Origin of the sequence: Nocardia sp. NPDC051929, from assembly GCF_044548645.1 — a bacterium.
GTDB classification, from domain to species: Bacteria; Actinomycetota; Actinomycetes; order Mycobacteriales; family Mycobacteriaceae; genus Nocardia; species Nocardia sichangensis.
Genome location: NZ_JBIUCG010000002.1, coordinates 160,347 through 186,835, shown reverse-complemented (window position 1 = coordinate 186,835; position 26,489 = coordinate 160,347). Strand labels below are relative to the sequence as shown.

At 68.9% G+C, this 26,489-nt stretch carries 25 protein-coding genes; 13 read left to right on the top strand and 12 right to left on the bottom strand.

What is annotated here, in order from left to right; genetic code table 11:
• Positions 1–137 precede the first annotated feature (137 nt).
• Positions 138–2,408 carry a 5-methyltetrahydropteroyltriglutamate--homocysteine S-methyltransferase gene (metE, locus tag ACIHAX_RS02985; protein ID WP_397275726.1) on the top strand — a complete coding sequence of 757 codons (2,271 nt, stop codon included), beginning with the start codon at positions 138–140 and terminating at the stop codon, positions 2,406–2,408.
• A 465-nt stretch (positions 2,409–2,873) separates the two neighbouring features.
• On the top strand, positions 2,874–3,116 hold the full coding sequence (locus tag ACIHAX_RS02980) for a hypothetical protein (RefSeq protein ID WP_397076623.1): 243 nt from the start codon (positions 2,874–2,876) through the stop codon (positions 3,114–3,116).
• 4 nt (positions 3,117–3,120) lie between these two features.
• On the opposite strand, the gene ACIHAX_RS02975 is transcribed toward ACIHAX_RS02980, so the two are convergent.
• Positions 3,121–3,492: a nuclear transport factor 2 family protein gene (locus tag ACIHAX_RS02975; protein WP_356961249.1), complete on the bottom strand. Its 372-nt coding sequence runs from the start codon at positions 3,490–3,492 to the stop codon at positions 3,121–3,123.
• Between the two features lie 279 nt (positions 3,493–3,771).
• On the opposite strand from ACIHAX_RS02975, the gene ACIHAX_RS02970 reads away from it, so the two are divergent.
• Positions 3,772–5,193, top strand: a complete 1,422-nt coding sequence (locus tag ACIHAX_RS02970; RefSeq protein WP_355069823.1) for a short-chain fatty acyl-CoA regulator family protein — start codon at positions 3,772–3,774, stop codon at positions 5,191–5,193.
• A gap of 230 nt (positions 5,194–5,423) precedes the next feature.
• Here the strand turns inward: ACIHAX_RS02970 and recG are convergent, their stop codons facing one another.
• Positions 5,424–7,706 (bottom strand): ATP-dependent DNA helicase RecG, encoded by a 2,283-nt coding sequence (gene recG, locus ACIHAX_RS02965; RefSeq protein WP_397275520.1) that lies wholly within the window; start codon positions 7,704–7,706, stop codon positions 5,424–5,426.
• Positions 7,707–7,708: 2 nt separating this feature from the next.
• Positions 7,709–9,451, bottom strand: a complete 1,743-nt coding sequence (locus ACIHAX_RS02960) for a DAK2 domain-containing protein (RefSeq protein ID WP_397275724.1) — start codon at positions 9,449–9,451, stop codon at positions 7,709–7,711.
• Positions 9,452–9,780: 329 nt separating this feature from the next.
• Between ACIHAX_RS02960 and rpmB the strand changes: the two genes are divergently transcribed.
• The 3 genes from rpmB (at position 9,781) to ACIHAX_RS02945 (ending at position 11,468) form a co-directional block, all read left to right on the top strand.
• Positions 9,781–9,972: a 50S ribosomal protein L28 gene (rpmB, locus tag ACIHAX_RS02955; protein ID WP_039799620.1), complete on the top strand. Its 192-nt coding sequence runs from the start codon at positions 9,781–9,783 to the stop codon at positions 9,970–9,972.
• 88 nt (positions 9,973–10,060) lie between these two features.
• Positions 10,061–10,600 (top strand): GNAT family N-acetyltransferase, encoded by a 540-nt coding sequence (locus tag ACIHAX_RS02950; protein WP_397275518.1) that lies wholly within the window; start codon positions 10,061–10,063, stop codon positions 10,598–10,600.
• A gap of 79 nt (positions 10,601–10,679) precedes the next feature.
• A complete protein-coding gene (locus tag ACIHAX_RS02945; RefSeq protein WP_364427308.1) occupies positions 10,680–11,468 on the top strand; it encodes an enoyl-CoA hydratase-related protein in 789 nt (262 codons plus the stop codon).
• Between the two features lies 1 nt (position 11,469).
• Here ACIHAX_RS02945 and ACIHAX_RS02940 read toward each other — a convergent pair whose 3' ends face one another.
• The 4 genes from ACIHAX_RS02940 to thiL are packed head-to-tail and all read right to left on the bottom strand — an operon-like array spanning position 11,470 to position 14,544.
• Positions 11,470–12,333: an alpha/beta hydrolase gene (locus ACIHAX_RS02940; RefSeq protein WP_355069816.1), complete on the bottom strand. Its 864-nt coding sequence runs from the start codon at positions 12,331–12,333 to the stop codon at positions 11,470–11,472.
• 59 nt (positions 12,334–12,392) lie between these two features.
• On the bottom strand, positions 12,393–12,632 hold the full coding sequence (locus tag ACIHAX_RS02935) for a hypothetical protein (protein WP_355069814.1): 240 nt from the start codon (positions 12,630–12,632) through the stop codon (positions 12,393–12,395).
• Between the two features lie 50 nt (positions 12,633–12,682).
• A complete protein-coding gene (locus tag ACIHAX_RS02930; protein ID WP_355070973.1) occupies positions 12,683–13,366 on the bottom strand; it encodes a uracil-DNA glycosylase in 684 nt (227 codons plus the stop codon).
• Between the two features lie 11 nt (positions 13,367–13,377).
• Complete coding sequence (gene thiL, locus ACIHAX_RS02925) at positions 13,378–14,544, bottom strand: thiamine-phosphate kinase (protein ID WP_397275515.1); 1,167 nt, start codon at positions 14,542–14,544, stop codon at positions 13,378–13,380.
• A gap of 152 nt (positions 14,545–14,696) precedes the next feature.
• Here thiL and ACIHAX_RS02920 point away from each other — a divergent pair, with 152 nt between their 5' ends.
• On the top strand, positions 14,697–15,464 hold the full coding sequence (locus tag ACIHAX_RS02920) for a DUF3515 domain-containing protein (protein ID WP_355069811.1): 768 nt from the start codon (positions 14,697–14,699) through the stop codon (positions 15,462–15,464).
• Positions 15,465–15,516: 52 nt separating this feature from the next.
• Here ACIHAX_RS02920 and ACIHAX_RS02915 read toward each other — a convergent pair whose 3' ends face one another.
• Positions 15,517–16,620 (bottom strand): D-alanine--D-alanine ligase family protein, encoded by a 1,104-nt coding sequence (locus ACIHAX_RS02915; protein ID WP_355069809.1) that lies wholly within the window; start codon positions 16,618–16,620, stop codon positions 15,517–15,519.
• A gap of 76 nt (positions 16,621–16,696) precedes the next feature.
• Positions 16,697–17,692: an NAD(P)H-dependent glycerol-3-phosphate dehydrogenase gene (locus ACIHAX_RS02910; protein WP_364427320.1), complete on the bottom strand. Its 996-nt coding sequence runs from the start codon at positions 17,690–17,692 to the stop codon at positions 16,697–16,699.
• A gap of 31 nt (positions 17,693–17,723) precedes the next feature.
• On the opposite strand from ACIHAX_RS02910, the gene cofC reads away from it, so the two are divergent.
• The 3 genes from cofC (at position 17,724) to ACIHAX_RS02895 (ending at position 21,612) form a co-directional block, all read left to right on the top strand.
• A complete protein-coding gene (gene cofC, locus ACIHAX_RS02905) occupies positions 17,724–18,407 on the top strand; it encodes a 2-phospho-L-lactate guanylyltransferase (protein ID WP_355069806.1) in 684 nt (227 codons plus the stop codon).
• A 71-nt stretch (positions 18,408–18,478) separates the two neighbouring features.
• Positions 18,479–20,650, top strand: coding sequence for an RNA degradosome polyphosphate kinase (locus tag ACIHAX_RS02900; RefSeq protein WP_355069805.1), 2,172 nt, complete (start codon positions 18,479–18,481; stop codon positions 20,648–20,650).
• Entirely contained in the window at positions 20,647–21,612 is a 966-nt protein-coding gene (locus ACIHAX_RS02895) for an NUDIX domain-containing protein (RefSeq protein WP_397275511.1), read from the top strand. The genes ACIHAX_RS02900 and ACIHAX_RS02895 overlap by 4 nt, the downstream gene beginning before the upstream one ends.
• Before the next feature lie 183 nt (positions 21,613–21,795).
• Here ACIHAX_RS02895 and ACIHAX_RS02890 read toward each other — a convergent pair whose 3' ends face one another.
• From ACIHAX_RS02890 to leuC, 3 genes are all read right to left on the bottom strand, one after another.
• Positions 21,796–22,449 carry an HU family DNA-binding protein gene (locus tag ACIHAX_RS02890; RefSeq protein ID WP_039799597.1) on the bottom strand — a complete coding sequence of 218 codons (654 nt, stop codon included), beginning with the start codon at positions 22,447–22,449 and terminating at the stop codon, positions 21,796–21,798.
• A gap of 156 nt (positions 22,450–22,605) precedes the next feature.
• A complete protein-coding gene (gene leuD, locus ACIHAX_RS02885) occupies positions 22,606–23,214 on the bottom strand; it encodes a 3-isopropylmalate dehydratase small subunit (RefSeq protein WP_356961237.1) in 609 nt (202 codons plus the stop codon).
• A 39-nt stretch (positions 23,215–23,253) separates the two neighbouring features.
• On the bottom strand, positions 23,254–24,675 hold the full coding sequence (gene leuC / locus ACIHAX_RS02880) for a 3-isopropylmalate dehydratase large subunit (protein ID WP_397275509.1): 1,422 nt from the start codon (positions 24,673–24,675) through the stop codon (positions 23,254–23,256).
• Positions 24,676–24,830: 155 nt separating this feature from the next.
• Here leuC and ACIHAX_RS02875 point away from each other — a divergent pair, with 155 nt between their 5' ends.
• The 3 genes from ACIHAX_RS02875 (at position 24,831) to ACIHAX_RS02865 (ending at position 26,397) form a co-directional block, all read left to right on the top strand.
• On the top strand, positions 24,831–25,532 hold the full coding sequence (locus ACIHAX_RS02875) for an IclR family transcriptional regulator (RefSeq protein ID WP_355069799.1): 702 nt from the start codon (positions 24,831–24,833) through the stop codon (positions 25,530–25,532).
• Between the two features lie 33 nt (positions 25,533–25,565).
• Positions 25,566–26,066 carry a PPOX class F420-dependent oxidoreductase gene (locus ACIHAX_RS02870; protein ID WP_397275507.1) on the top strand — a complete coding sequence of 167 codons (501 nt, stop codon included), beginning with the start codon at positions 25,566–25,568 and terminating at the stop codon, positions 26,064–26,066.
• A 151-nt stretch (positions 26,067–26,217) separates the two neighbouring features.
• A complete protein-coding gene (locus ACIHAX_RS02865) occupies positions 26,218–26,397 on the top strand; it encodes a DUF5302 domain-containing protein (RefSeq protein WP_355069796.1) in 180 nt (59 codons plus the stop codon).
• The last annotated feature ends 92 nt before the right edge of the window (positions 26,398–26,489 follow it).

Sequence of the window (26,489 nt, the reverse complement as noted above, 5' to 3'; positions counted from 1 at the left end):
GGCGGCCACCGCCTCGTGGATTGGGCGTGCGGATCACCAGCTGACGTGTCGGGCTCCGCCGGGAACATCACCGGCATGTCACCGGGTTCTCCGCCTGCCCGTATGGCGATGGCTTTCGTCCTCAGCAATGGAGAAACATCGTGACTGTTGCACAGCAAAAGCCGTTTACCGCGACGGTTCTCGGGCTTCCACGAGTGGGGCCGCGGCGCGAACTGAAGCGGGCCACCGAAGCCTATTGGGCGGGCAAGATCGACGCCGACCAGTTGCACGCCGTGGCGCGCGACCTCCGGCACGCCCAATTCGCCGAATTACGGGCCGCGGGCCTGGACTCCGTTCCGATCGGCACGTTCTCCTACTACGACCAGATGCTCGACACCGCCGAGTTGCTGGGCGCGCTGCCGCCCCGGGTCGCCGGGATCGCGGACCCGCTGGAACGGTATTTCGCCGCCGCGCGCGGCACCGACACGGTCGAGCCCTTGGAGATGACCAAGTGGTTCGACACCAACTACCACTACCTGGTGCCGGAAATCGAGCCGGAGACCGCCTTCTCGCTGCACCCGGAGAAGCTGCTCGCGGAACTGCGGGAAGCGCTGGAACTGGGGGTGCCCGCGCGGCCGGTGGTGATCGGGCCGATCACCTTCCTCAAACTGGCGAAGGCGACCGGCGGCTCGGCGCTCGCCCGGCTGATCGAGCTGCTGCCGCTGTATCGGGAACTGCTGCGCAGGCTCGCCGTCGCCGGTGCCGGATGGGTGCAGATCGACGAGCCGGTGCTGGTCACTGACCTCACGGCGGAGGAAATCGACTTGGTGCAGGTCACCTACGAGGAACTCGCCGACGCCGCCGAGCGCCCGGCGATCCTCGTCGCGACCTACTTCGGGCGACCGGATGCGGCGCTGACGGCGCTGGCGAGCACCGGAATAGAGGGGGTCTCCCTCGATTTCACGGCCGGCGCCGACGTCGCCGCGGTGGCCGCCGTACCCGCGCTGACCGGCAAACTGCTCGTCGCGGGGATCGTCGACGGCCGCAATGTGTGGCGCACCGATCTGGACCGCGCCATGGCCACCCTCGGCGCGTTGCTGGGATCCGCTGCGCACGTGGCGGTTTCGAGTTCCTGCTCGCTGCTGCACGTGCCGTACACGCTGGCCGCGGAAACCGGGTTGGACGAGCGGCTGCGATCCTGGCTGGCGTTCGGTGCGGAGAAGGTGGCCGAGGTGCGCCTGCTCGCCACCGGGCTGAGCCAGGGCACGGAGGCGATCGCCGCCGAGTTGGCCGAGGTGCGGGCGGCGCTGGCGTCGCGGTGGTCGGATCCGCGGCTGAACGATCCGCGCGTGCGAGCCGCGCTCGCCGCGCTCGGGCCCGACGCCGACCGCCGCGCGCCCGCCGAACAACGCCGGGAACTGCAACGGGATCGTCTGCGGCTGCCCGCGCTGCCGACCACGACGATCGGTTCCTACCCGCAGACCTCGGCCATCCGGCTGGCGCGCGCCGCGCTGCGCAAGGGCGAGATCGATCGGGCGGAGTATGTACGCCGGATGCGGGCCGAGATCGCGGATATCATCGCGCTCCAGGAGGAGTTGGGGTTGGACGTGCTGGTGCACGGCGAGCCGGAACGCAACGACATGGTGCAGTACTTCGCCGAGCAACTCGACGGGTTCGCGGCGACCGAGCAAGGTTGGGTGCAGTCCTATGGGACGCGCTGCGTGCGGCCGCCGATCCTGTTCGGGGATGTCGCGCGGCGGGAGCCGATGACCGTCGAGTGGATCGGCTACGCGCAGTCGCTCACCGACAAGCCGGTGAAGGGCATGCTGACCGGCCCGGTGACCATTCTGGCGTGGTCGTTCGTCCGCGACGACCAGCCGTTGGGCGAGTCCGCCCGACAGGTGGCGCTGGCGATCCGGGAGGAGACCGTGGATCTGGAGTCGGCGGGCACCCGGATCATCCAGGTCGACGAGCCCGCCTTGCGGGAACTGCTTCCGCTGCGCGCGGCCGATCATCCCGGGTATCTGGAATGGTCGGTGCGGTCGTTCCGGCTCGCGACCTCCGGGGTGTCCGACGCGACGCAGATCCACACGCATCTGTGCTACTCGGAGTTCGGCGAGGTGATCGACGCGATCGCCGGACTGGACGCCGATGTCACGTCCATAGAGGCGGCGCGCTCACGCATGGAGGTGCTCGACGACCTCAACGCGGCGGGATTCGACCTCGGCGTCGGCCCCGGCGTGTACGACATCCACTCTCCACGGGTGCCCAGCGTTGACGAGATCACCACATCGCTGCGCGCGGCATTGAAAGCCGTTCCGGCCGAGCGTCTTTGGGTGAATCCCGACTGCGGATTGAAGACCAGGGGACGCACCGAGGTGGAAGCCTCGCTCCGCAACATGGTCGCGGCAGCGGCGGCCGTGCGGTAACCCCACCCGTAGATCGCCGATCCGGTGCCCCCTTTACCTGCCGAAGGGGCACCGGATCAACTACGGCCTCAGCCGGATTCGGGTTCCGGCCGAGGCGGCTGCCGCCGCCGTAGGGTGTACCGGTCACACGGTTCTTCCCGCCGCGTGACCGGCAACTCCCGCGCCCGCGTCCGCATCCCTCGTCGCCACGCCGTATGACACCCGGAACAACGCTCCATCGGCTACCCCTCCTCACTAGTCGACTACGACACCGTCTTTCCCCTCTTGCTTACTTTCGACGCACCGATGGCCGGTTCGGTTCCATACGATACGAAAGTTCACTTCACAAATCCGAATGTCATTGCGCCCATGTAGCTTTCATCCCATGCCGACACGCTCGCGACCGATGACGAGCGGGCGAAAATGTACTATGACCTTGTTGTCGCGGCCCTGTCGAAGACGGCCCGGCATCGACTGGAGGAACTCATGACGTCGACCTTCAAGTACGAGTACCAGAGCGACTTCGCCCGCAAGTACGTGGCGCAAGGCCGCGACGAAGGGCGGACCGAAGAAGCGGTTCGGGCCCTTCTCCTTGTGCTGGAAGCGCGCGGGATCGTCGTCGGGCAGAAGACGCGAGCCGAGATCACCGGGTGCACCGATCTCGACCGGCTCGAATCCTGGACGCGCAAGGCCGCCACAGCCGAATCCGAGAACGATCTGTTCGGCTGAGGCCCTACAGTCCGAAGGCGCGGTTGATGGCGACCATGTCGAAGTAGTCACGCCACGTGGTGATGGCGCCGTCGGCGACTTCGAAGAAACCCATGACCGGGAGCGGAGTCTCGCGTCCGGCGGAGCGGAGGATGTCGGTGCGCTCGTTCATCACCACGTTGCCGGAGGCGATCTGGTGGTGGATGTCGAAATCGATGGCGTCGAAGGTGGTCAGGAAACCCGCGATGAAGTCGCGAATGGCGGCGCGGCCGACGATGGGCTCCATCGGGATGTTGTGGTAGACGGCGTCCTCGGCGAAGTACGCGCTGATCCGATCCGGATCCGGGTCGGACCAGCTTCGGCACATCGCACGCACGAGCTCGTCGGGATCGGGCATTCGTCTGCTCACTTCCTGGTGCCGGGGCGGGGATTGGACCCCTCGATTCAACCAAGCAATTGCTCGGCAGGGAAGGGCGTCAGCGACTTCCGGGTCGGTTTCGTTCCAGGCCGCGGGCAACGGCGAATTTCACGCGTTCACAACGACACGGTGGCAAACCTCTCTTCGCACGCTACGCAGATCGAATACATTGCTGGACACCTCGCAAAAGCACATCTTTGTGGGTAATAGCGCGCGTTATTGCGATGATTGCGAATAATCACAGCTACCATCGTGCACGTGCGCAAGATGTATGCGGGCGCCCGGCTTCGGCGGTTGCGTGAAGAGCGGAGAATGACTCAGGCGGCTCTGGCGAAATCGCTGGATCTGTCGCCGAGCTACCTCAATCAGCTCGAGCGGGACCAGCGCCCACTCACCATTCCCGTACTGCTGAAATTGAATTCCACCTTCGACCTGGACGTCCAGTTCTTCGCCGCCGATTCCGACGCGCGGCTCGTATCGGATCTACACGAAGTGCTGGTCGACGCCGCGGGCGGACACACAGCGCCGCTGACCGAGGTGGAGGAGCTGGCGACCCGCCAACCGGAAGTCGCCAGGATCGTCGTCGCCATGCATCGCCGCCTACGCGCCGCCACCGATCAGCTCGACCTGCTGTCCGCGCGGGTGTCCGCGCCCGCGGGCGCGCCCGGGGTGCCCATGCCCTACGAGGACGTACGCGACTTCTTCTACGACCACCACAATCACATTCCGCAACTCGACATCGCCGCCGAGCAACTGTTCGAGAATTCCGGGCTGACCATCGGCTCGCTCGATCGCCAGCTCGCCCGCATCGCCGAGGAACGCGCCGGCGTCACCGTTCTCGTGCGCGGCGACGGCGCCGACCCCACCGTCCCCAAACGCCACTACGACACCGAGACCCGCACGCTCACGCTCGCTCGCCGATTGCGGCCGGGCCAGCGCGCCTTTCAGATCGCCACCACGCTCGGCCTCCTGCTGTACGGGGCCGAGCTGGATGCCGTGCTGGCCGAGAGCCCGTCGCTCAGCGGCGAATCCCGCACGCTGGCGCGGATCGGGCTGGCCAATTACTTCGCGGGCGCGCTGGTGCTGCCCTACAGCCGGTTCCTGCGCTCGGCCGAGGAACTCCGCTACGACATCGACCTGCTCGGCCTGCGTTTCGAGGTCGGGTTCGAGACCGTCTGCCATCGGCTCAGCACCCTGCAACGGCAGGGCCAGCGTGGCGTTCCGTTCTTCTTCGTCCGCACCGACCGGGCGGGCAACATCTCCAAACGTCAGTCCGCCACCGCTTTCCACTTCTCCCGGGTCGGTGGCAGTTGCCCGCTCTGGGTGGTGCACGAGGCCTTCTCCCATCCCGGCCGGATCCTGACCCAAGTGGCCGAGATGCCCGACGGCCGCCGGTATCTATGGATCGCGCGCACCGCGGCGATCGCCCCACACGGGTTCGGCACCGCGGCGAAGAACTTCGCCGTCGGCCTCGGCTGCGATATCGAATACGCCGACCGCTTGGTGTACTCGTCCGGGTTGCAGCTGGACGACCCGGCGGCCTCGGTCCCGATCGGCGCGGGCTGCAAAGTGTGCGAGCGTCCCGCATGTCCGCAGCGCGCCTTCCCGCACATAGGCAGCCCGTTGGCGGTCGCCGAACACACCAGCACCGACCTGCCCTACCCGCGGCTCGGGCGCTGACGACTTCGCTTCCGGCGAGCTCGTGCGGGTCGGCCCGGCGCGGATCGCCCGGAGTCGCTGCGTCGATCTCGAGCACGACCACCGTGAACGGCGCGCCCGCCGAGGAGATCAGTGCGGCCGGGTCGCCGTTCAGCACCGATCTTTCGGCCGCCACTGTGCGCGAACGGCGACGTGGCCGCCGCACGTGCGCGCCCGGAGTCCGACGTCTCCCGTCCACACCGCCGGTGCGATCAAGACTTGGCCAGATACTCCAGCCGCTCGGAGTCCACCGCCGCGTGCATCATCCCCGCCAGCCCGGGATGCCCGCGCAGCCCCGGGTCGGACGCCACCACCGCGCGGGCGAACTCCTGCGCCGCGGTGATCACCTCGAGATCGTCCAGCAGTGACAGCAGGCGCAGCGAGCGGGCGGTGCCGGATTGGGCGGCGCCCAGCACGTCGCCCTCGCGCCGGGTCCGCAGATCGAGCACCGCGAGTTCGAAGCCGTCGGTGGTGGCGGCGACCGCGTCCAGACGCGCCATGGCCGACCCGCCCGGCGCGGCATCCGTGATCAGCAGGCACAAACCGGGGTGCTCGCCCCGCCCGATCCGGCCGCGCAGCTGATGCAATTGGCTGACGCCGAACCGGTCGGCGTCGACGATCACCATCACCGTCGCGTTGGGCACGTCCACACCGACCTCGACCACGGTGGTGCACACCAGAACGTCCACCGATCCGTCGTTGAACGCCCGCATCACCTGGTCTTTTTCGTCGGCGGGCAGTCTGCCGTGCAGCAAGCCGACCCGCACGCCGGACAGCGGGCCCGCGCGCAGCGTCTCGAACACGTCCAGCACGGCCTGGGTGGTCGGGCCGTCCTTCTCGCCGTCGCCGTTCTTCGCCCGCCCGTTGCGGGATTTGCCCGCGGCCTCCTCGTCGTCGCCGATGCGCGAACACACCACGTACGCCTGGCGCCCGGCGGCGACCTCCTCCACGATCCGCTCCCAGGCGCGATCCACCCAGTTCGGGTGCTGCCTGCGCGGCACCACCCTGGAGACGATCGGCGAGCGGCCTCTCGGCAGTTCGGTCAGCGTGGAGGTCTCCAGATCGCCGAGCGTGGTCATGGCGATGGTGCGCGGGATCGGGGTCGCGGTCATCACCAGCAGATGCGGACTGGCGCCCGCTTTCGCCTTGGCGCGCAGGGCATCCCGCTGCTCGACACCGAAGCGATGCTGCTCGTCGACCACCACCATGCCGAGGTCGAAGAACTCGACGTTGTCCTGGATCAGCGCGTGCGTGCCGATCACGATGCCCGCCTCACCGGTCACCGCTTCCAGCAACGCCGCCTTCTTGGCCGAGGCCGACATCGACCCGGTCACCAGCACCACTCGGGTGGCGTGGTCGGCCGCGCCCAGCTCGCCCGCGGCGCCCAGGTCACCGAGCATGCCGCGCAGCGACCGATAGTGCTGCGCGGCGAGCACCTCCGTCGGGGCGAGCAGCGCGCACTGCAGTCCCGCGTCCACCACCTGCAGCATGGCGTGCAGGGCGACGATCGTCTTGCCGGAGCCCACCTCGCCTTGCAGCAACCGGTGCATCGGCTGTTCACGGGCCAGGTCGGCGGAGATCTCCGCGACGACCTGCTGCTGCCCCGCGGTGAGTTCGAACGGAAGTCGCTGCTCGAACGCCGCGGCGATACCGTCCGGCCGCGGAGCACAAGCGCGCGCCCTGCGCCCGGACACCTCATGCCTGCGCTCGGCCAAGACCAATTGCAAGGCCAGCGCCTCGTCGAAACGCAGCCGGTCCTTGGCTCGATCGATATCGTCCTTGCGTTCGGGCAGGTGGATCAGGCGCAGCGCGTCGGACAGGTTCGGCAGCGCGCGTTCGGCGCGCACGTCTTCCGGTACGGGATCGTCGAGGGGATCGAGCTGGTCGAGCACCTGACGCACGCAGGCGAGCACGTCCCAGCTCTGCACCTTCGCGGTCGCCGGGTAGACCGGGACGAACTCGCGTTCCATGAACGAGGTGTCCACTCCCCCCGCGCCTTTCGCGCTCTCCGCGAGGCCGCGCAGGTCTCCGCCGCCGCGCACCCTGGTCAGCGCGCCGACCGAATCGTCATCGCCCTCGGTTTCCGGCAGGATCAAGTAGCCGGGATGGCTGAGGTTCCACTGGCCGGGACGCCAGTAGTTCACCGTGCCCGACATCATCGCGCGCAACCCTTCGCGGACCACGTACTTCACCTTGTCGCCGTTAAAGAAGGTGACGTCCACGCCGCGCCCGGAGCCGGTGTCGAGGACCACCTTCAGCAGGGAACCGCGGCGGTTGCGCATCGGCCGCAGCTCGGCCTTCGTGATCCGGCCGATGACGGTGATGTGCGAACCGTCTTCCGGCGCTTCCTCGGTGAGCGGCTGCCCCTGCGTCGCGTATCGCAGGGGGTAGTGCCGCAGCAGATCCTCGACGGTCCGCATGTCGAAAGCGTCCGCGAGCGAGTCCGCTGCCTTCGCGCCGAGGATGTGGTCGAGCCGATCACTCAGTGCCGCCATGCCTACTCCACTCCGATCTGCACCGAATCGCCCTGCTGCCCACCGGAATACACGATCACCTCGACGCCGGGAAAGTTCTGCGCGATATGCGCCGCCAGTTCGTCGCCGAGGCCATCCGGCGCCGCCGCGCCCATCAGCAGGGTGACCAGCTCGCCGCCGAAGGCGAGCAGCCGGTCCAGCAGCGTCCGCCCGGCGGCGGGCACATCGCGCTCGATCACGACGACGTCGTGCCCGGCCAGACCGAGCCCATCGCCCGGTTCGCAAGTGCCGACCATGGTGAGCGCGCGCTCGGTCGCCGCGCGCAGCGATCCCCAGCGCGTGGTGGCGGCCGCCTCGGACATGGCGAAGGCGTCGTCCACCGCGATCCGCCCGCGGTCGTGCACGGCCAAGGCCGCCAGTCCTTGCACCATCGACGCGCTCGGCAACAGCAGCACGTCCCGGTGGGCGTCACGCGCGGCGACACCGACGGCGACCAATTCGTGCGCAGGCAGCGCGCCGTTGGGCAGCACCAGTACCTCTCGGTTCGGCATACGCCGGATCGCGGCCAGCAGAGTTGCCGCGGTGACGGGCTCGCCTGCCAGCACCACCGCGCCCGCGTCCTCGAACAGCGTCGCCGCGCCCGCACCCGCGACCACCGCCAGAATCCCGCGGTCGGCCGGAGCTACGCTCGGGCCGAGCGCACCGGCCACCACCTGGGTCGAATCGGCGGGCGGAACCGATCCCGCGATGCCTTCGCCTCGGGCAGGCCCGGTCCGGGACGCATCGCCATCGGACAGTTCGCCGGGGTTCGCGCGCGTGGCGCGATCAGCCGCGCCGAGGCCGCTCGACACCTCGGATATGTCCGCGTGCGAAGCGAAAGCGACGTTCTCGACGCGGATCCGGCTGAGCATGCCCGCCGCGATGCCCGCTTCCACCGCCGCACCCGCATCGGCGCAGTGCACGTGCGCCGACCAGGATCCGCTTCCGTCGCCGACGACGACGACCGAGTCGCCGAGTTCGCCGAGACGGGCGCGCAACGCGGCCACTTTCCGCTCGTCGGAGTCGGCCAGCAAATACATCACCTCGTACTGCGGTTCGGCCTCGCCGGCGGGCGCCGAACGGTCGGCCGCCGCGGGCCGCGGGTACTCCGGCCGCGTCGGCGCCTCGCCTCGGGTCACGGTGACCAAGCTGTCCAGCAGCACGACCAACCCTCGGGCTCCCGCGTCGACGACACCGGCCCGACGCAGCACGCCCAATTGGAACGGGGTATCGCCGAGCGCTTTGGCCGCGCCGTCGGCCGCCGCGAGTGCCACATCCGCCAATTCCTGGTCGGGGCATGCCGCGGCCGCCGCGGTCGCGCAGTCGAGCACGGTGAGGATCGTCCCTTCGATCGGCACGCTCAGTGCCTCACGGACCAGTTCGGAGGCCCTGGCCAGCGCGGCGCGCAGGCTGTCGGCCGTGAACGGACCGCCGTGCACCGTGTCCGCGACGCCGCGCAGTACCTGCGACAGGATGATCCCGGAATTGCCGCGGGCGCCGACCGTCGCGCCGTGCGCCATCGCGACGGCGACGGCACGGGCGGCGCTCCCGTCCGCCCGCGCGGCCGCCTCCCCCGCCTCCACCGCGGCACGCATCGTGGCCAGCAGATTGGTGCCGGTATCCGCGTCCGGGACAGGGAACACATTGAGCGCGTTGATCTCCTCGCGCCGATGCTCCAGGCCGGCGAGACAGGTACGGCCCCAGCGCAGCAATGCCGTGCCGTCCATCACGTCTCGCGCTCCGGACACCGTCACCTCACTCCCTTCCGCCACCTGCGCACCACCACCGCCCGCCAGGTTAGCGGGCGGTCCCGACAGGCGACCGGTAAGACCGCGTCATTAGAATGGATATGCCCGGCGACCGATCCGGCACTCGTTCACGGGGACCGGTTTGGTGGATCGAAGGCAGCACAGCTACCCTTGCAGGGTTGCCTCGCGCGGCCGTCACCGGTCTGCGCTGGTCGGCTCTCCGCTGACAGGGCACTCGACATTGCACGAGGATGCGCCGCACCGCGAAAGCGGCGGTCCCCACCATTGACATGAAGGAGTTCGCGACTATGGCTGCCGTCTGCGACGTCTGCGCCAAGGGCCCCGGCTTCGGGAAGTCGGTCTCGCACTCGCACCGGCGCACCAACCGTCGTTGGAACCCGAACATCCAGACCGTTCGCGCGCAGGTCGCCCCGGGCAACACCCGCCGGATGAACGTGTGCACCTCTTGCCTGAAGGCGGGCAAGGTCGCCCGCGGCTGATCCGCCCTCGGGCTGACCGGCCTCGTCGGTACACGCCCCGGCACCCGTATCGGGTGGTCCGGGGCGTTGTCATGAGTGCGGGCCGCGCATGGCCGCTGTGACCGAGCATCCGTGGCGGGTTCAGCCGCTGACCGCCGAGTACGTCTACAGCCTCGCCGAATGCCACATCGCCTGCTGGCGCGAGGCGTACCGGGGGCTGGTGCCCGCGCACGTGCTCGACGCCTTCGATATCGGACGACGGGCCGAGCAGTGGGAGCGCGACCGGCTGCGCTATCCGGGCCGCACGCACGTCGCGGTCGTAGATGACGTGGTGATCGGATTTTCCAGCGCGGGCCCGCCCGGCGACCCGGACGCGGTGATCCCGATCGAACTGCACGCGCTCTACGTGCGTTCCTCCTGGCACGGCAGCGGGGTCGCCGACGACCTGATCCGCGCCGCGCTCGATCCGGCCGCTCCGTGCTCGCTGTGGGTGTTCGAGCAGAATGCGCGCGCCAACGCGTTCTACCGGCGGCATGGGTTCGTGCTCGACGGCACGCGCAAGGTCGAACCGTTCACCGCCGCGATCGAGGTGCGCATGGTGCGCACGCCGACGACGCACGCCGAGTCGGTGTCGGACGACGGCCGCTAGAGGTAACCTCGCCCTCGCTCCGGTTGCCGTGCGGACTACCGAGGGACTGCGTCCGGCCGCGCCCGTTAAGGTGCAGATCATGACCACCAGCGAGCAAACCGGCTACGTAACGACCGTCGACGGCGTCCTCCAGATCACCATCGCCACCTCCGCCAACGGCACGTCCATGGACTTCGCGGGCATCAACGCGGGCACCGCCGCACTGGGTTCGCTGGGGTCCGAGGTGGGCGCGGTGCTGCTGCGCGGCACCGGCGCGAACTTCTGCGCCGGCGGCGACGTGCGCGGCTTCGCCGCGGCGCAGGACCGCTCCGCGCACATCCGCGGTCTGGCCACCGATCTGCACGATTTCGTCCGCGCGCTGGACGCGACCGCGGTGCCGGTGGTCGCGGCGGTGCAGGGCTGGGCCGCGGGCGCGGGCATGAGCCTGGTCTGCCTGGCCGACATAGCCCTCGGCGGGCCCGGCACCAAACTGCGCCCGGCCTATCCCGGCATCGGACTGAGCCCCGACGGGGGCATGTCCTGGACGCTGCCGCGCATCGTGGGGCAGGGGCGGGCGCGCGAAATCCTGCTCACCGACGCCGTCATCGACGCCGACGAGGCAGTGCGCCTCGGCGTGCTGAGCAGGCTGGTCCCCGACGGCGAGATCGCCGAGGAGGCGCAGCGCCTCGCACGCACTCTGGCCACCGGACCGCGTTCTACCCACGCGAGCATCAAGTCGCTGTTGCGGCAGTCGGGCACCGCGACGCTGAGCGATCAACTCGACAGCGAGCGCGACGGTATCGCCGCTGCCGCGGGCTCCGCCGCCGGACGGGAGGGCGTCGACGCGTTCGTCGCGAAACGCAAACCCGACTACGCCGGACTCGCCTGAATCACTCCCGGGTGGAGAGCACGAATTTCGCCACCGCGTCGGTGAACGAGTCGTTGTCGTCACCGGCTGCGGTGTGCGCCGCGCCGCCGATCTCGACCAGCTGGGCGTGCGGCACCAGCCGCTGGAACGCTTCGGCTCCTTCGGCGCTGACCACGTCCGAGCGCATGCCGCGCACCAGCAGCACCGGGATGCGCAGCGCCCGCGCCGCGTCCTCCATCGGCTCGATCATCGCGGACGGGTCCTCGACCCGATCACTGAGCATGTCCGGATCCCAGTGCCAGTACCAGCGGCCGTCGCGCTCACGCAGATTGCGCAGCAGTCCTTCGGGGCTCTTCGGCCGCGGGCGGTGCGGCAGGTATTCGGCGACCGCGTCGGCGGCCTGTTCGAGGCTGTCGAAGCCGTCGCGATGTTTGCCCAGGAAGTCGATAACCCGGGCGACGCCTTCCGGCTCGGGCCTGGTCACGATGTCGACGAGCACCAAGGCGCTGATCGCATCCCCGCCGGGCCGCGCGGTGGCGAGCAGACCGGTGATTCCCCCCATGCTGGCCCCGACGACCACCGCGGGCTCGCCCAGCTGTTCGAGCACGAGCAGCAGGTCGTCCACCATGGTCTGGCGCCGATAGTCACGATCCGGCGCCCACTCGCTGTCGCCGTGGCCGCGGGCGTCCACCGTGACCACCCGCATTCCCGACGCGCCGAGCCGGGCTCCGGTCTTCTTCCACGAATGGCGGGTTTGCCCGCCACCGTGCAGGAAGACGACGAGCGGGCCGTCGACCGGGCCGAACTGATCGGCGGCCAGCTCGATTCCGCCCGAACCGCGCAGCCGGAGCCGGGACGGTTCGAGAAGATAGTTCGCATTACTCACGATCCGTAGGATCGCACAAACGCCGGGACGCGCTGGCGCGAACCCGGCGTTTCGAGTGTTCAGCAGGCGAGGTTGCCCGCGAAGAACAGGCACGCGATCTTGGCGTTGAACGACGCGGAGATGGTGGAGGAACCGCTGGAGGTGTATTCCTCGGCGACCGGGGCCGTGGTGGTCTCCGTGGCCGGCTCGAGCCGCAGCGGAGCCGCGCTCGCGACGGCGGCGCCACTGCTCAGAGCGGCGCAGAAGGCCAGGGTCGCGGTGGTACCGCGCAGCGCGCCCCGGACGGTGTTGTTGTGCATGGAACAGCTCCTCACTCGTTAACTCGGTCGATCACACACAGACGCCCAACTCAGGGCAGGCGCCAGTCAACCGGTTCGGCCCCCAGTTCGTCGAGCAGTTCGTTCACTCGCGAGAAGGGGCGGGAACCGAAGAACCCGCGGGACGCCGACAGCGGCGACGGATGCGCGGACTCGATGTAGGGCACCTCGGACTCGGTCAGCAACGGCTTCAGCGTCGCCGCGTCGCGGCCCCACAGGATCGCGACCAACGGCTCGTCCCTGGCGACCAAGGCGCGGATCGCCTGCTCGGTGACCGCCTCCCACCCCTTGCCGCGGTGCGAGGCAGGCTTGCCGGGCGACACGGTGAGCACTCGGTTCAACATCAGCACACCCTGGTCCGACCACGGGCTCAGATCGCCACAGGACGGCGTCGGGTGACCGAGATCCTTGCTGTATTCGGCGAAGATATTGGCCAGGCTGCGCGGGATCGGCGAAACATCCGGCGCCACGGAGAAACTCAGCCCCATCGGGTGACCGGGCGTCGGATACGGATCCTGGCCGACGACCAGCACGCGCACCGCGTCGAACGGACGCTGGAAGGCCCGCAGCACGTTGTCACCGGACGGTAGATAGCCACGGCCTTCCGCGTTCTCGGCACGAAGGAAATCGCCCATGGCGGTAATCCGATCCGCCACCGGCTCGAGTGCCTTCGCCCATCCCGGATCCATGATTTCCGACAGTGGTTTCGCGCCCATGACCGCACAACTTAGCGTGACCGGCCGTCGCATGACGAGTCCGCCCCACGGAACGATTCCCACCCGACGTCGCCGGTCTGCGCCACACCGTCGACGGTGAGCCCGCGACCGGCCAGAACCCGCCCGATCGCGACCCATCCAGGGGGAAGCGCACCGTCCGGCGCCCAGGTGCCCGCGAAGGCATGGTCCTCTCCGCCGGTCAGGATCCATTGCGCCGCATCGGCATCCAGCCGGGCGGCGATCGGTTCCAGCGCAGGGTCGCGCAGGGCGGCCGAATCCAGATCGATGGCCACGCCCGAGGCCGACGCGATGTGCCCCAGATCCGCGAGCAGTCCGTCGGACACGTCGGTCAGCGCGTGCAGGCCGACGTCGGACGCTTCGGTTCCGAAGTCCTCGTCGAGCGTGACCGGTGCGGACGACTCGGTAGCCGAGGTCCCGAGGGAGCCGGGCGCTCCCGAATCGAGGCGTGCGGTCGCGGGATCTCCGGCAGTTACCTCGGATGTGGTTTCGGTTCGGGACGAGACGGGCTGCACCTCAGACGGATTCGGTCCTCCGCGTCGCCCGCGCCGCAGCGCGCTCAATACGAGCGCGTACGGCGGCTGCGGAACGCGATGCGCGGCAAGCGCTTCCACGAACTCCGGTCCGGTCGCTCCGGCGGTGAAGGCGGCCAGTCCCGCGGCCGACCAGCCGAGGCGGCCCGCTACCGCGACGACATCGCCCACGCGGGCACCCGCTCGGGTGACCGGCGCGCCGCGGCGCGGATCACCGAAGGCGGTGACGGAGACGACCAGTTCGCGGCTGCGGACCAGATCGCCGCCCGCGATGGACGCGCCCGCCCTGGCGGCCTCGGCCCACATGCCGTCCGCGAGTCCGTCGATCACCTCGAGCGGGGTCTCGGCCGGGCAGCCGAGCGCGACGACGAACGCGGTCGGCGTCGCCCCCATGGCGACCACGTCGGCGGCGTTCTGCGCGATCGCCTTGCGGCCGACGTCCTCGGGGCTGGACCAGTCCAGCCGGAAGTGCCGGTCCTGCACGAGCATGTCGGTGGTCACCACGAAACGGCCGTCCGGCGCCGCGACCAGCGCCGCGTCGTCACCGGGGCCGAGCAGCACACCCGGCGCCTGGACGCGACCCGCGTTGATGCGCTCGATCAGCGCGAACTCGCCCAGTTCACGCACTGTCCTCGGGGCACTGCTGGCGCTGATGACCGATCCTCTCCGGCGCGCTGCTTGCTGGAATGAGCCCGACGGTACCCTTTCGGGGGCACTCGAGTACCAACGGCCCTGCGGCGCGGCAGCGACGACGCGCGTAGCGGAAAGGATCGGTGAACATGGCGGCGGATTCGTCGGACCGCGATTCGGCGGAGCCCGAGCACGAACGCACCGATGCCACGGATCCCGGGAGCGCCCCGAAGGAACCGGCGGCGACGGACAATGCGTCCGATCGCCCACAAGCCGCCGACTCGGACGCGCGGACCACTCCTTCCTTGTCGAAGAGCGAGGACAGCGCGAAAGCGGATACCGATACCGGTGAGCCGGACAGCCGCCCCGCGTCGTCCCCGGCACACCAGTACCCGCCCGCGCTCATCGCGACCGCCGTGGCGCTTCCGGTCGTGCTGGTCGTCGCGGTGCTCGTCGCCGCCGTACTCGCGCACCGCGCGCCCGTCGAGCGCGAACCGCTGGTGCTCGGCCCTGTCCCGGCTCCGGCTGCGGAGGGCCCGGCGTGCGCCGCCCTGCTGCCCGCCTTACCCGCGGAGCTGGGTGATTTCACGAAATCGACGCTGGTCGAGCCCGCTCCGCCCGCCACACGCGCATGGCAGCGCGCCGACGGCGGCGACGCCATCGTGCTGCGCTGCGGGCTGGATCGCCCGTTGGAATTCAATCGCGCCTCGCCGCTGCAGATCGTGAACGGCGTGCAGTGGTTCGAGGTCCGCGACCAGGCCGCCAAGGCGAGCACGTGGTTCGCCGTCGACCGTGGGACCTACGTCGCCCTCACCGTCCCTGACGGCTCCGGTCCGACACCGCTGCAAGAAGTCTCCGACACCATCACCGCCAACCTCCCGGCCCAGCCGATCGACCCGGGACCGCTGCCCAACTGACTCCGAGTAGTCGCGCGCCGATCACCTGGGGCGCACCCGACGACGGCAGGCCCTAACGCAACCCGGTGCCGCGAACGAGCGCGGTCTCGATGAGCGTGGAGACGAGTGCGGCATAGTCGATGCCGGTGGCCTCCCACATGCGCGGATACATGGAAATGGCGGTGAATCCCGGCATCGTGTTGATCTCGTTGATGACCGGCCCCTGCTCGGTGACGAAGAAATCGACCCGCGCCAGTCCCTGGCAGTCGAGAGCCTGGAAGGCACGCACGGCCAATTCCCGGATCCGGTCGGACACCTCGTCGTCCAGTTTCGCGGGAACGTCGAATTCGCAGACGTCGTCGAGGTACTTCGTGTCGAAGTCGTAGAACGCGGGTCCGTCGACGGTGACGCCGGTCTCCGGCATCCGGATCTCCGCCACCACGCTCGCCGCGACCCGGCCGTCCGGGTATTCCAGGACCCCGCACTCCACCTCACGCCCGACAATGCCCGCTTCGACGATCACCTTCGGATCATGCGCGCGCGCCACGGCGATGGCCGCGTCCAGCTCGTTCCAGTCGGTGACCCGGGTGATGCCGATCGATGAGCCGCCACGGGCCGGTTTGACGAACACGGGCAGACCCAGGCGCAGCCGGTCTTCCTCGGTGACCGTCGCGGTGCCGGGCCGCAACACCACCTGCGTGCCGATCGGCAGCCCCTCCGCCGCGAGCAGTTTCTTGGTGAACTCCTTGTCCATGCCCGCGGCGCTGGCCAGCACGCCGGGGCCGACGTAGGGAATTCCGGCGAGTTCCAGCATCCCTTGCAGGGTGCCGTCCTCGCCGAACGGTCCGTGCAGGATCGGGAACACCACATCGACCGAGCCGAGCGCCGCGCCGGGATCGTCGAGCGCGATCAGCGCCCCGGGGCGGCTGGGGTCCGCGGCCAGGGTCAATGCCGTGCCGGTGGCGTCCACCGACGGCAGTGCGCGATCGTGGATGCCGAGCGCGGCCACCTCCGAACCGCCGAGCACCCAGCGGCCTTCCGTGGTGATGCCGATCGGCACGACCTCGTACTTCTCCTGATCCAGGTGGCGAAGCACGCTACCGGCCGATACGCAGGACACGGCGTGCTCGTTACTGCGCCCGCCGAACACCACAGCCACCCTGATCCGGTTCGTCATGCCCCGAACCGTACCCGTTTCGATGCGCACTCCCACCGCTGACCGTCCCGGACACTCCCGCCGGGGCGGAGCGGGCTCACTCGGGCTTCATCCGCCGCCCGAGCAGGTTGCCGACGGCTTCGCGCACGGAGAGCCCTTCGTGACAGACCTGATGCACCGCGGTGGTCAGCGGCATCTCGACGCCGTGCCGCTCGGCCAGCGCACGCACCGATGTGCAGGACTTCACACCCTCGGCGACCTGGCCATGAGTGGCCGACTGGGCGGCGTCCATGGATCCGCCCGCGCCGAGCACGCGCCCGAACGACCGGTTGCGCGACAACGGGGAGGTACAGGTGGCGACCAGGTCTCCGACGCCGGCCAGACCCGCGAGCGTCACCGGCTCCGCGCCGAGGGCCACCCCGAGCCGGATGATCTCGGCGAGACCGCGGGTGATCAGGCTGGCGATCGAGTTGTCGCCGAGCCCCATTCCCGACGCGATGCCGCAGGCGAGCGCGATGACGTTCTTGCAAGCGCCGCCGATCTCGCAGCCGACCACGTCGGTGTTGGTGTAGGGACGGAAGTATCCGGTCGCGCAGGCGTGCTGCACCGCCACCGCGCGATCGTTGTCCGAGCAGGCGACCACGGTCGCGGCAGGCTGGCCCACCGCGATCTCGCGCGCCAGGTTCGGTCCGGAAAGCACCGCGATCCGGCTCGGATCGGCCCCGGTGACCTCCTCGATCACCTGGCTCATCCGCAGCAGCGTCCTGGTCTCGATGCCTTTCGCCAGACTCAGCAGCGTGGCGTCGCCGGGGATCAACCCCTTCCACTCCGCGAGGTTGGCCCGCAGCGACTGCGACGGCACCGCCAGCACGACGATGTCCGCTCCGTCCAGCGCCACCGCCGGGTCGTGGGTGGCCGCGACCGGCGGCAGCGGAATATCCGACAGGTAATCGGGATTGCGATGTTCGGAGGCCAGCGTCGCGGCGACCTCGGGCCGCCGGGCCCAGATCGTGACCTCGGTTCCCGCGTCCGCCAACACCTTCGCGAACGCGGTGCCCCACGATCCCGCGCCCAGCACTGCCGCCCTCGTCATCAGCCCAATATGCCATGGAAGGATTGCTCGCATGCGCCCGCACGCCGTGCATGCCGTGATCGCGGTCAAGAGCCTCGATCAGGCCAAGAGCCGACTGGCCGACCGGCTGCGCCCGGAGCACCGGGCCCGGTTGGTGTTGGCCATGCTCGCCGACACCGTGACCGCCACCGCGGCGGTCGGCGAGGTCGTATCGGTCACCGTGGTCACGCCCGACCCCGCCGTCGCGGACCTGGCCCGCACGTTGGGCGCGGAAGTCCATCCGGAACCGCGTCAGCGGCACGCCGACGGGCTGAACACCGCGCTCGCCGCCACCGCCGCCGCGTTGCGCGGCGCGCACGGCCCGATCGATCTGCTCGCTTTGCAGGCGGATCTGCCCGCGCTGCGCCCGGAAGAACTGTCGGACATGCTCGCCGCCGCCCCGCGCGGGTTGCGCTCGATCGTGATCGATCACGAGGGCAGCGGCACCGCCGCGCTCGTGGTTCGCGACCCGGTCGCCGCGCTCGATCCCCGTTTCGGTCCCGGGTCGGCACGCAGCCATATCGACGCGGGCGCGGTCGATCTCACCGGGGACTGGCCGGGCCTGCGCTTGGACGTCGACACCCCCGCCGATCTGGACCGCGCGGTGGCACTCGGGGCCGGAAACGCGACGCGTGCTGTCCTGCACGACATCGGCTGGCCGGGCGGCGTTCACGAACACGTTCCACACGTGTGCTAGCCGGTCGCCGTGGTGGCGTGAGACACATGACGATCACGGTCGCGGGATGCACACGACCTCTCCGGTAGGGGATGATCGGTGACGTGAGCGATACGGAAACCGTCAAGCAGCAGCCGTTGCTTCCCACGCCACCCCCAGCGGCGACACCCTTGTCCGCCGACTCGTCGGCGGCGCGGTTGCCACGCGATCGCTACCTCAATCGCGAATTGAGCTGGCTGGACTTCAACGCCCGCGTGCTCGCCCTCGCCGAGGACGAGTCGCTGCCGTTGCTGGAGCGTGCGAAGTTCCTGGCGATCTTCGCGTCCAATCTCGACGAGTTCTACATGGTGCGGGTGGCCGGGCTGAAACGCCGCGCCGAGACCGGCCTGCTGGTGCGCTCGGCTGACGGTCGCTCCCCCGGCGAGCAGTTGGAACTGATCGCCGCGCGCACCCAGGAGATCGCGGTGCGGCATGCCCGCGTCTTCCTCGACAGCGTGCTGCCCGCGTTGACCGCCGAGGGCATCGCGATCATCGACTGGAGCGATCTGGACGAGGACGAACGCAGTCGCCTTTCGGGTTACTTCCAGGATCAGGTCTTCCCGGTCCTCACCCCGCTCGCGGTCGATCCGGCGCACCCCTTCCCCTACATCAGCGGGCTGAGTCTCAACCTCGCGGTGACGGTAAAGGATTCCGCGACCGGCGGCGAGCACTTCGCCCGCGTCAAGGTCCCCGACAACGTCGACCGGTTCGTCCGTGTGCGCCGCACCGACTCCGGCTCCCCGATCGCGGCTTTCCTGCCGATGGAAGCGCTCATCGCCGCGCACTTGGACCTGTTGTTCCCCGGCATGGAGGTGGTCGAGCACCACTCGTTCCGGATCACCCGCAACGCGGACTTCGAAGTCGACGAGGATCGCGACGAGGACCTGCTCCAGGCGCTGGAGCGGGAACTGGCCCGGCGGCGGTTCGGTTCGCCGGTGCGACTAGAGGTGTCCGACGATATGACCGAGCACATGCTCGATCTGCTCCTCCGCGAGTTGGACGTCGACCCCGACGACGTCATCCAGGTGCCCGGCCTGCTCGACCTGTCCTGCCTCTGGCAGGTGTACGGCGTCGACCGGCCGAATCTGAAGGACACTCCGTACGTTCCCGCGACCCCGCCCGCGTTCGGCGAGCGCGAGACGCCGCGCAACGTCTTCGCCGCGCTGCGCGAGGGTGACGTGCTGGTGCACCATCCGTACGACTCGTTCTCCACCAGCGTGCAGCGGTTCATCGAACAGGCCGCCGCCGACCCGCAGGTGCTCGCCATCAAGCAGACGCTGTACCGCACCTCCGGTGACTCCCCGATCGTCAACGCGCTCATCGACGCCGCCGAGGCGGGCAAGCAGGTGGTCGCCCTGGTCGAGATCAAGGCGCGCTTCGACGAGCAGGCGAACATCAAATGGGCCCGCGCGCTGGAACAGGCCGGCGTGCACGTGGTGTACGGCCTCATCGGCCTGAAGACCCACTGCAAGACCTGCCTGGTGGTGCGCCGCGAGGGCGCCACCATCCGGCGCTACTGCCACATCGGCACCGGCAACTACAACCCGAAGACCGCGCGCCTCTACGAGGACGTCGGATTGCTCACCGCCGCACCCGAAATCGGCGCCGACCTGACCGACCTGTTCAATTCGCTGACCGGTTACTCGCGGAAAGAGAACTACCGCAATCTGCTCGTCGCCCCGCATAGCGTGCGCTCCGGCATCATCGAGCGCATCCAGCGCGAGACCGATCTGGCGGGTGAGGGTAAGGACGCCCGAATCCGGCTGAAGGCCAACGCCATCGTCGACGAGGAGGTCATCGACGCGCTGTACCGGGCCTCCCAGGCGGGCGTGCCGGTACAGATCGTGGTGCGCGGCATCTGCGGCCTGCGCCCCGGTGTGCCCGGGATGAGCGAGAACGTCGAGGTCCGCTCGATCCTCGGCCGGTTCCTGGAGCATTCCCGCATCCTGCACTTCCAGGCGCAGGACGAGTACTGGATCGGTAGCGCCGACATGATGCACCGCAACCTCGATCGCCGGGTCGAGGTGATGGCGCAGGTGAAGGATCCGCGGTTGACCGAACAACTCGGCGGAGTCTTCGACTCGGCTCTATCGCCGACCACGCGCTGCTGGGTGCTGCAACCGGACGGCACGTGGCAGGCGTCGCCGGGCGTGTCCGGCGACGGGGACAAGATCAGAGACCATCAGGAGTTCTTGATGCGGCTGCGGAGGCCAGATCAGCAGTGAACGCCAAAACGGGGTTCGAACAAGAGGGGGGCCCGTTCTGGGATCCCCGCGTCACCGCCAATATCCACGCCGCCGGAGCGGTGCTGTGGCGCGAGTCGTCCTCGGGTGCGATCGAGATCGCGATCGTCCACCGCCCCAAGTACGAGGACTGGTCGCTGCCGAAGGGCAAACTCGACCCGGGCGAGACCCCGGTGCTGGCCGCGGTCCGCGAAGTACGGGAGGAAACCGGGCTGGAGAGCAGGCTCGGCCGCTACCTCGGCCACGTGACCTACCCGATCCCCGGCCACCGCAAGCTGAAGCGGGTCGACTATTGGGCCGCCGAACAGGTGGGCGGTGAGTTCACCGTCAACTCCGAGGTGGACGTGCTCAGCTGGCATCCGCTGGATCGGGTGATGGACCAACTGTCGTATCCGATGGACCGGCAGGTGGTGCGCGCCTTCACCCGGCTGCCCGCGCGCACCGACACTCTGCTGTTGGTGCGGCATGCCAAAGCAGGCCGCAGGGACCGCTTCAACGGTCCCGACGAGCAGCGTCCGCTCGACCGCGAGGGCGAGGCGCAGGCACAGGCGCTCACGCCGAACCTCTTGGCGTTCGGCGCATCTGAGGTCTATTCGGCTCCACCACTGCGTTGCGTGCAGTCCGTGGCGCCGTTGGCGGAGAAACTCGGTGTCGAAATCATCGAGGAGCCATTGCTTTCCGAGACCGGGTACGCCGAAAACCCGGACGCCGCCCGGGAACGTTTTCGAGCCCTGGTGTCGGACAAAGCCATTCGTGTCGTCTGCAGTCAGGGCAAGGTGATCCCCGATCTGCTGGGATGGCTGGCCGAACGCGATGGAGTCGCGCTGCCGTCGGCGCGCAATCGCAAGGGCAGTGTGTGGGTGCTGTCGTTCGTCGGCCATCGCTTGGTGGCCGCCGACCATCTGGATCGATCGCTGTCAGCCTACGTGGTGCGGTCGGATTAGACCTGCAGCTCCCGCGTCACCGCGCGGGTCGGCGGGCGCCGAGTGGCGGCCACGGCCGTGAGGTCTCGGCAGGCGGACAGCCGAAAACGGCCCCGGGTGTCTCCCGGGGCCGTCTCGACGTTGAGGCGAATGGGCCCAGTCGTGGGGCCACGCATTCAGCGCCGATCCGGCGGTGGCTCGAGATCAGCGGGTTCCGCGAGTCGAGGCCTTCTTGGCCGCGGTCTTCTTCGCGGTGGTCTTCTTGGCGGCAGCGGTGGTGGTCTTCTTGGCCGCCGTGGCCTTGGTGGCCGTCTTCTTGGCCGGAGCCTTCTTCGCGACCGCGGTCTTCTTCGCGGGCGCCTTCTTCGCAGCGGTCTTCGTAGCGGTCGTCTTGCGCGCGGTGGTCTTCGCCGGAGCCTTGGCGGCGGCCTTGCGGGCCGTCGTCTTGGCGGGCGCCTTGGTCGGCGTCGACTTCTTGGCGGCGGTCTTCTTGGCCGCCGTCTTCTTCGCCGCCGCCTTCTTCGCCGACACCGGCGCATTCACCCCGCGCTTGACGGCGGGCCCGGTCGCGGCCAGTTTCTGCTTACCCGCGATCACCGCCTTGAACTGAGCGCCGGGACGGAACGCGGGCACCGAAGTGGGCTTGACCTTCACGGTTTCGCCGGTACGCGGGTTCCGCGCGACGCGAGCCGCACGCTTACGCTGTTCGAACACACCGAATCCGGTGATAGTGACGCTCTGACCCTTGTGCACCGCGCGCACGATGGTGTCGACCACATGCTCGACTGCCGCGGTGGCCGTGCGCCTGTCCGTACCCAACTTTTCGGTCAGAACGTCGATCAGTTCCGCCTTGTTCATTGAATCCTCCGCAGACTAATGGCCCGTCGTCGGACCGACTAGGTACCACGGTAAACCCACTTTGGGCAAGAGTCTATGTGCCACGCCAAAATTCATGTGGTTTAGCACACGTCCAGCTACCGCAACTCCGGCTGTCCAGCTAACCGGCGGGGGTGATTACGTCTGCGAAATATGTGCAGGCAGGGTAGTGGGTTTCCATGTTGGCCTTGCCTTTTCGAACCGGGCGATCGCGTCCTCCCGGCGCAGCGTCAGGCCGATGTCATCCAATCCTTCCAGCAGACGCCACCTGGTGTAGTCATCAATATCGAACGGCAACACGACGGTTCCGGCCGTCACCGTGCGCGCCTCGAGGTCCACAACCAATTCCAAGCCGGGCTGTTCCTCGAGCAACTTCCAGAGCATTTCGACATCGTTCTGTGACATCTGAGCGGCGACCAGACCGCCCTTGCCCGCATTGCCGCGGAAGATGTCGGCGAACCGGGATGAGATGACCACCCGAAAGCCGTAGTCCGACAGCGCCCAAACGGCGTGCTCACGCGACGATCCCGTACCGAAATCCGGACCCGCCACCAAGACACTACCCCTGTTGTAAGGCGCGATGTTCAGAATGAAGTCGGGATCGGTGCGCCATGCGGCGAACAACCCGTCCTCGAATCCGGTCCGCGTCACCCGCTTGAGGTAGACCGCCGGGATGATCTGATCGGTATCGACATTGGAGCGGCGCAGCGGCACCCCGATGCCCTTGTGCACAGTGAAGGCTTCCATAACGAATCTCCTGGGTTTGATTGAGGGAATCGGGGCCGGTCAGTCCAGATCCGCAGGCGATGACAGAGTTCCACGGACCGCCGTCGCGGCCGCTACGAGGGGAGAAACGAGGTGCGTACGGCCGCCTTTGCCCTGCCTGCCCTCGAAGTTGCGGTTCGAGGTGGACGCGCAACGCTGGCCCGGCTCGAGCTGGTCCGGATTCATTCCCAGGCACATTGAGCAGCCGGCTTGCCGCCATTCGGCGCCCGCCGCAGTGAAAATCTCCCCGAGTCCTTCTTTTTCCGCCTGTGCGCGAACCCGCATCGAGCCCGGTACAACCAGCATTCGCACGCCGTCGGCGACATGACGTCCCTTCAAAATCCCGGCCACCGCACGCAAATCTTCAATGCGTCCGTTGGTGCACGAGCCGACGAATACGGTGTCGATCGGCACTTGTCGAAGCGGAGTACCCGGCTCCAAGTCCATGTAACGCAGAGCTTTCTCCGCGGACTCGCGAGCCACCTCGTCGGCGATGGCGACGGGGTCGGGCACCGCCTCGCCCAGCGGGGCGCCTTGACCCGGGTTGGTGCCCCAGGTGACGAACGGAGTCAGCTCGGAGGCGTCGATGTGCACCTCGGCGTCGAAAACAGCGCCCTCGTCGGTCTTCAGCGCCTCCCAGGCGGCCACCGCGGCGTCCCAATCGGCTCCCTGCGGCGCGTGCGGCCGTCCTTTGAGGAATTCGTAGGTGGTCTCGTCCGGCGCGATCATGCCTGCCCGCGCGCCCGCTTCGATGGACATGTTGCAGATCGTCATTCGGGCCTCCATCGACATGGCCCGGATGGCCTCGCCGCGGTACTCCAGGACGTAGCCCTGTCCGCCGCCGGTGCCGATCTTCGCGATGACGGCCAGGATCAGGTCCTTGCTCGTCACGCCGGGCGGCATGGCGCCGTCCACCGTGATCGCCATCGTCTTGAACGGGCGCAGCGAGAGGGTCTGGGTGGCAAGCACATGCTCCACCTCGGAGGTGCCGATGCCCATCGCCAGCGCCCCGAACGCGCCGTGCGTCGAGGTGTGGCTGTCGCCGCAGACCACGGTCGTGCCCGGCTGGGTCAGGCCCAGCTGCGGCCCGACCACGTGCACGATGCCCTGGTCCAGGTCGCCCATCGGGTGCAGCCGCACACCGAATTCCGCGCAGTTGCGCCGCAGCGTCTCCACCTGGGTACGCGAAATCGGGTCGGCGATCGGCTTGTCGATATCGATCGTCGGAACGTTGTGGTCCTCGGTCGCGATCGTGAGATCGGGCCGTCGCACCGGCCTGCCCGCCGCGCGCAGTCCGTCGAAGGCCTGCGGGCTGGTCACCTCGTGGACGAGATGCAGGTCGATGTAGATCAGGTCCGGTTCGCGCGAGGCACCCTCGCCCTCCCCGCGAGCGACGACGTGCTGGTCCCATACCTTCTCGGCCAGCGTGCGCGGTTCGGCCATTGTCGATCACCTTTCGGACGAAGCAGCCGTTCCGCGATCTGGACTCCGACGCGGCGACGGTTGCACAAGTTGGGATAGCTGCGCCTGGTCCGAACGCTGAGAGGAAGGATCCGTGGAGGTGGATTTCTCAACATCCGAGACGCTAGTATCGTTCTATGAGACAGCATAGCGGCATCGGCGTCCTCGACAAAGCAGTGGCGGTCCTGTACGCCGTAGCCGAGCATCCCTCGGGTCTCAACGAGCTGTGCGCGCGCACCGGTCTACCCCGCGCCACCGCACACCGTCTCGCCGTCGGCTTGGAAGTGCATCGCCTGCTCGCGCGCGACAGCAACGGCACCTGGCGGCCGGGGCCGGCCCTCGCCGAGCTCGCGACCAGCGCGAACGATCCACTGCTCGAGGCCGCGTCGGCCATCCTCCCCCGGCTGCGCGAGATCACCGGCGAGAGCGTCCAGCTGTACTGCCGCGACGGCAACGCCCGCGTCTGCGTCGCGGCGCTGGAACCTCCCGTGGGACTGCGCGACACCGTGCCGATCGGGGCGCGGCTGCCGCTCACCGCGGGGTCGGCGGCCAAAGTACTGCTGGCGTGGGCCGACCCGGAACTACAGCGCACCATCCTGGCCGACGCGGTGTTCGGCGAACGCGCGCTGGCCGAGGTGCGCAAGCGCGGGTGGGCGCAGAGCGCGGCCGAGCGTGCGGCAGGCGTGGCCAGCGTCTCCGCGCCGGTGCGCGACGCGGGCGGCGCCGTGGTCGCGGCCGTGTCGGTGTCGGGACCGATCGATCGGATGGGCCGCAGGCCGGGCGCGCGGTGGGCGGCGGATCTGGTCGCGGCGGCCGAGGCGCTGCACAAGCGCCTGTAACCTGTTTCAGTCCGGACTCTCTAGAGTTGCCCCATGGGAGTCAATCAACGGGCACAGATCGTGATGTCCGACACCGAGATCACCGAGTTCCTGCAGCGCAGCCGGATCGCGACGCTGGCGACCATCGGACCGAAGGGCACGCCGCACCTGACCGCGATGTGGTACGCGCTCATCGACGGCGAGATCTGGTTCGAGACCAAGGCCAAATCGCAGAAGGCGGTGAACCTGCGCCGCGATCCTCGGGTCACCTGCATGGTCGAGGCGGGCGACACCTACGACCAACTCCGGGGCGTCTCGATCGAGGGCCGCGCCGAGATCATCGATGACGCCGAGAAACTCTTCGCCGTCGGCGTGAGCGTATGGGAGCGCTACACCGGCCCCTACAACGAGGAATTGCGCCCGATGGTCGAAGCCATGCTGAACAAGCGGGTCGCCGTGCGCGTCGTGCCGGAGCGCACGCGCAGCTGGGATCATCGCAAGCTCGGCCTTCCGGCGATGCCGCTGGGCGGCAGTACCGCGCAGACACTCGACTGACCGGCCCGAACGCGATCGGGCCGCGCGACGCGCGCGAAATCCAACTGACACAACCGCCTCGCACGGGCTAGCGTCGGGTGTTCGACAGCAATCGGCCGGGCACCGCCGCCCGCGAGGACGCGGCGCGCGGCCGCGACGACGAGGAGCAGCGATGGCGGATTCGGGTAAGTCCAACGGCGCCGACGAGGTGAAGCGCAAGTTCCGGGAAGCACTGGAGCGCAAGAACCAGCAGAACGCCCGCGCGGCCGACCACCTCGACGGACGGTCGAAGGCGTCCTCGGCGCACTCCGCGGTCGGCCACAAGCGGGAATTCCGGCGCAAGAGCGGATAGTCCGCACAGTCGGCGAAAGCCCTCCAGCAAGATCGCTGGAGGGCCTTTCTTTTGCCGCTCTCCCCCGCGACCGGCGCGGCCCGGCGGCCGAT

Bases quoted from the DNA above. Each gene is read 5' to 3' on its own strand.
- ACIHAX_RS02980 (WP_397076623.1), top strand. From the start codon at position 2,874: ATGACGTCGACCTTCAAGTACGAGTACCAGAGCGACTTCGCCCGCAAG.
- ACIHAX_RS02975 (WP_356961249.1), bottom strand. From the start codon at position 3,492: ATGCCCGATCCCGACGAGCTCGTGCGTGCGATGTGCCGAAGCTGGTCC.
- recG (WP_397275520.1), bottom strand. From the start codon at position 7,706: ATGGCGGCACTGAGTGATCGGCTCGACCACATCCTCGGCGCGAAGGCA.
- ACIHAX_RS02960 (WP_397275724.1), bottom strand. From the start codon at position 9,451: ATGGACGGCACGGCATTGCTGCGCTGGGGCCGTACCTGTCTCGCCGGC.
- rpmB (WP_039799620.1), top strand. From the start codon at position 9,781: ATGGCTGCCGTCTGCGACGTCTGCGCCAAGGGCCCCGGCTTCGGGAAG.
- ACIHAX_RS02950 (WP_397275518.1), top strand. From the start codon at position 10,061: ATGGCCGCTGTGACCGAGCATCCGTGGCGGGTTCAGCCGCTGACCGCC.
- ACIHAX_RS02945 (WP_364427308.1), top strand. From the start codon at position 10,680: ATGACCACCAGCGAGCAAACCGGCTACGTAACGACCGTCGACGGCGTC.
- ACIHAX_RS02935 (WP_355069814.1), bottom strand. From the start codon at position 12,632: ATGCACAACAACACCGTCCGGGGCGCGCTGCGCGGTACCACCGCGACC.
- ACIHAX_RS02930 (WP_355070973.1), bottom strand. From the start codon at position 13,366: ATGGGCGCGAAACCACTGTCGGAAATCATGGATCCGGGATGGGCGAAG.
- ACIHAX_RS02920 (WP_355069811.1), top strand. From the start codon at position 14,697: ATGGCGGCGGATTCGTCGGACCGCGATTCGGCGGAGCCCGAGCACGAA.
- ACIHAX_RS02915 (WP_355069809.1), bottom strand. From the start codon at position 16,620: ATGACGAACCGGATCAGGGTGGCTGTGGTGTTCGGCGGGCGCAGTAAC.
- ACIHAX_RS02910 (WP_364427320.1), bottom strand. From the start codon at position 17,692: ATGACGAGGGCGGCAGTGCTGGGCGCGGGATCGTGGGGCACCGCGTTC.
- cofC (WP_355069806.1), top strand. From the start codon at position 17,724: ATGCGCCCGCACGCCGTGCATGCCGTGATCGCGGTCAAGAGCCTCGAT.
- ACIHAX_RS02900 (WP_355069805.1), top strand. From the start codon at position 18,479: ATGATCGGTGACGTGAGCGATACGGAAACCGTCAAGCAGCAGCCGTTG.
- ACIHAX_RS02890 (WP_039799597.1), bottom strand. From the start codon at position 22,449: ATGAACAAGGCGGAACTGATCGACGTTCTGACCGAAAAGTTGGGTACG.
- leuD (WP_356961237.1), bottom strand. From the start codon at position 23,214: ATGGAAGCCTTCACTGTGCACAAGGGCATCGGGGTGCCGCTGCGCCGC.
- leuC (WP_397275509.1), bottom strand. From the start codon at position 24,675: ATGGCCGAACCGCGCACGCTGGCCGAGAAGGTATGGGACCAGCACGTC.
- ACIHAX_RS02875 (WP_355069799.1), top strand. From the start codon at position 24,831: ATGAGACAGCATAGCGGCATCGGCGTCCTCGACAAAGCAGTGGCGGTC.
- ACIHAX_RS02870 (WP_397275507.1), top strand. From the start codon at position 25,566: ATGGGAGTCAATCAACGGGCACAGATCGTGATGTCCGACACCGAGATC.
- ACIHAX_RS02865 (WP_355069796.1), top strand. From the start codon at position 26,218: ATGGCGGATTCGGGTAAGTCCAACGGCGCCGACGAGGTGAAGCGCAAG.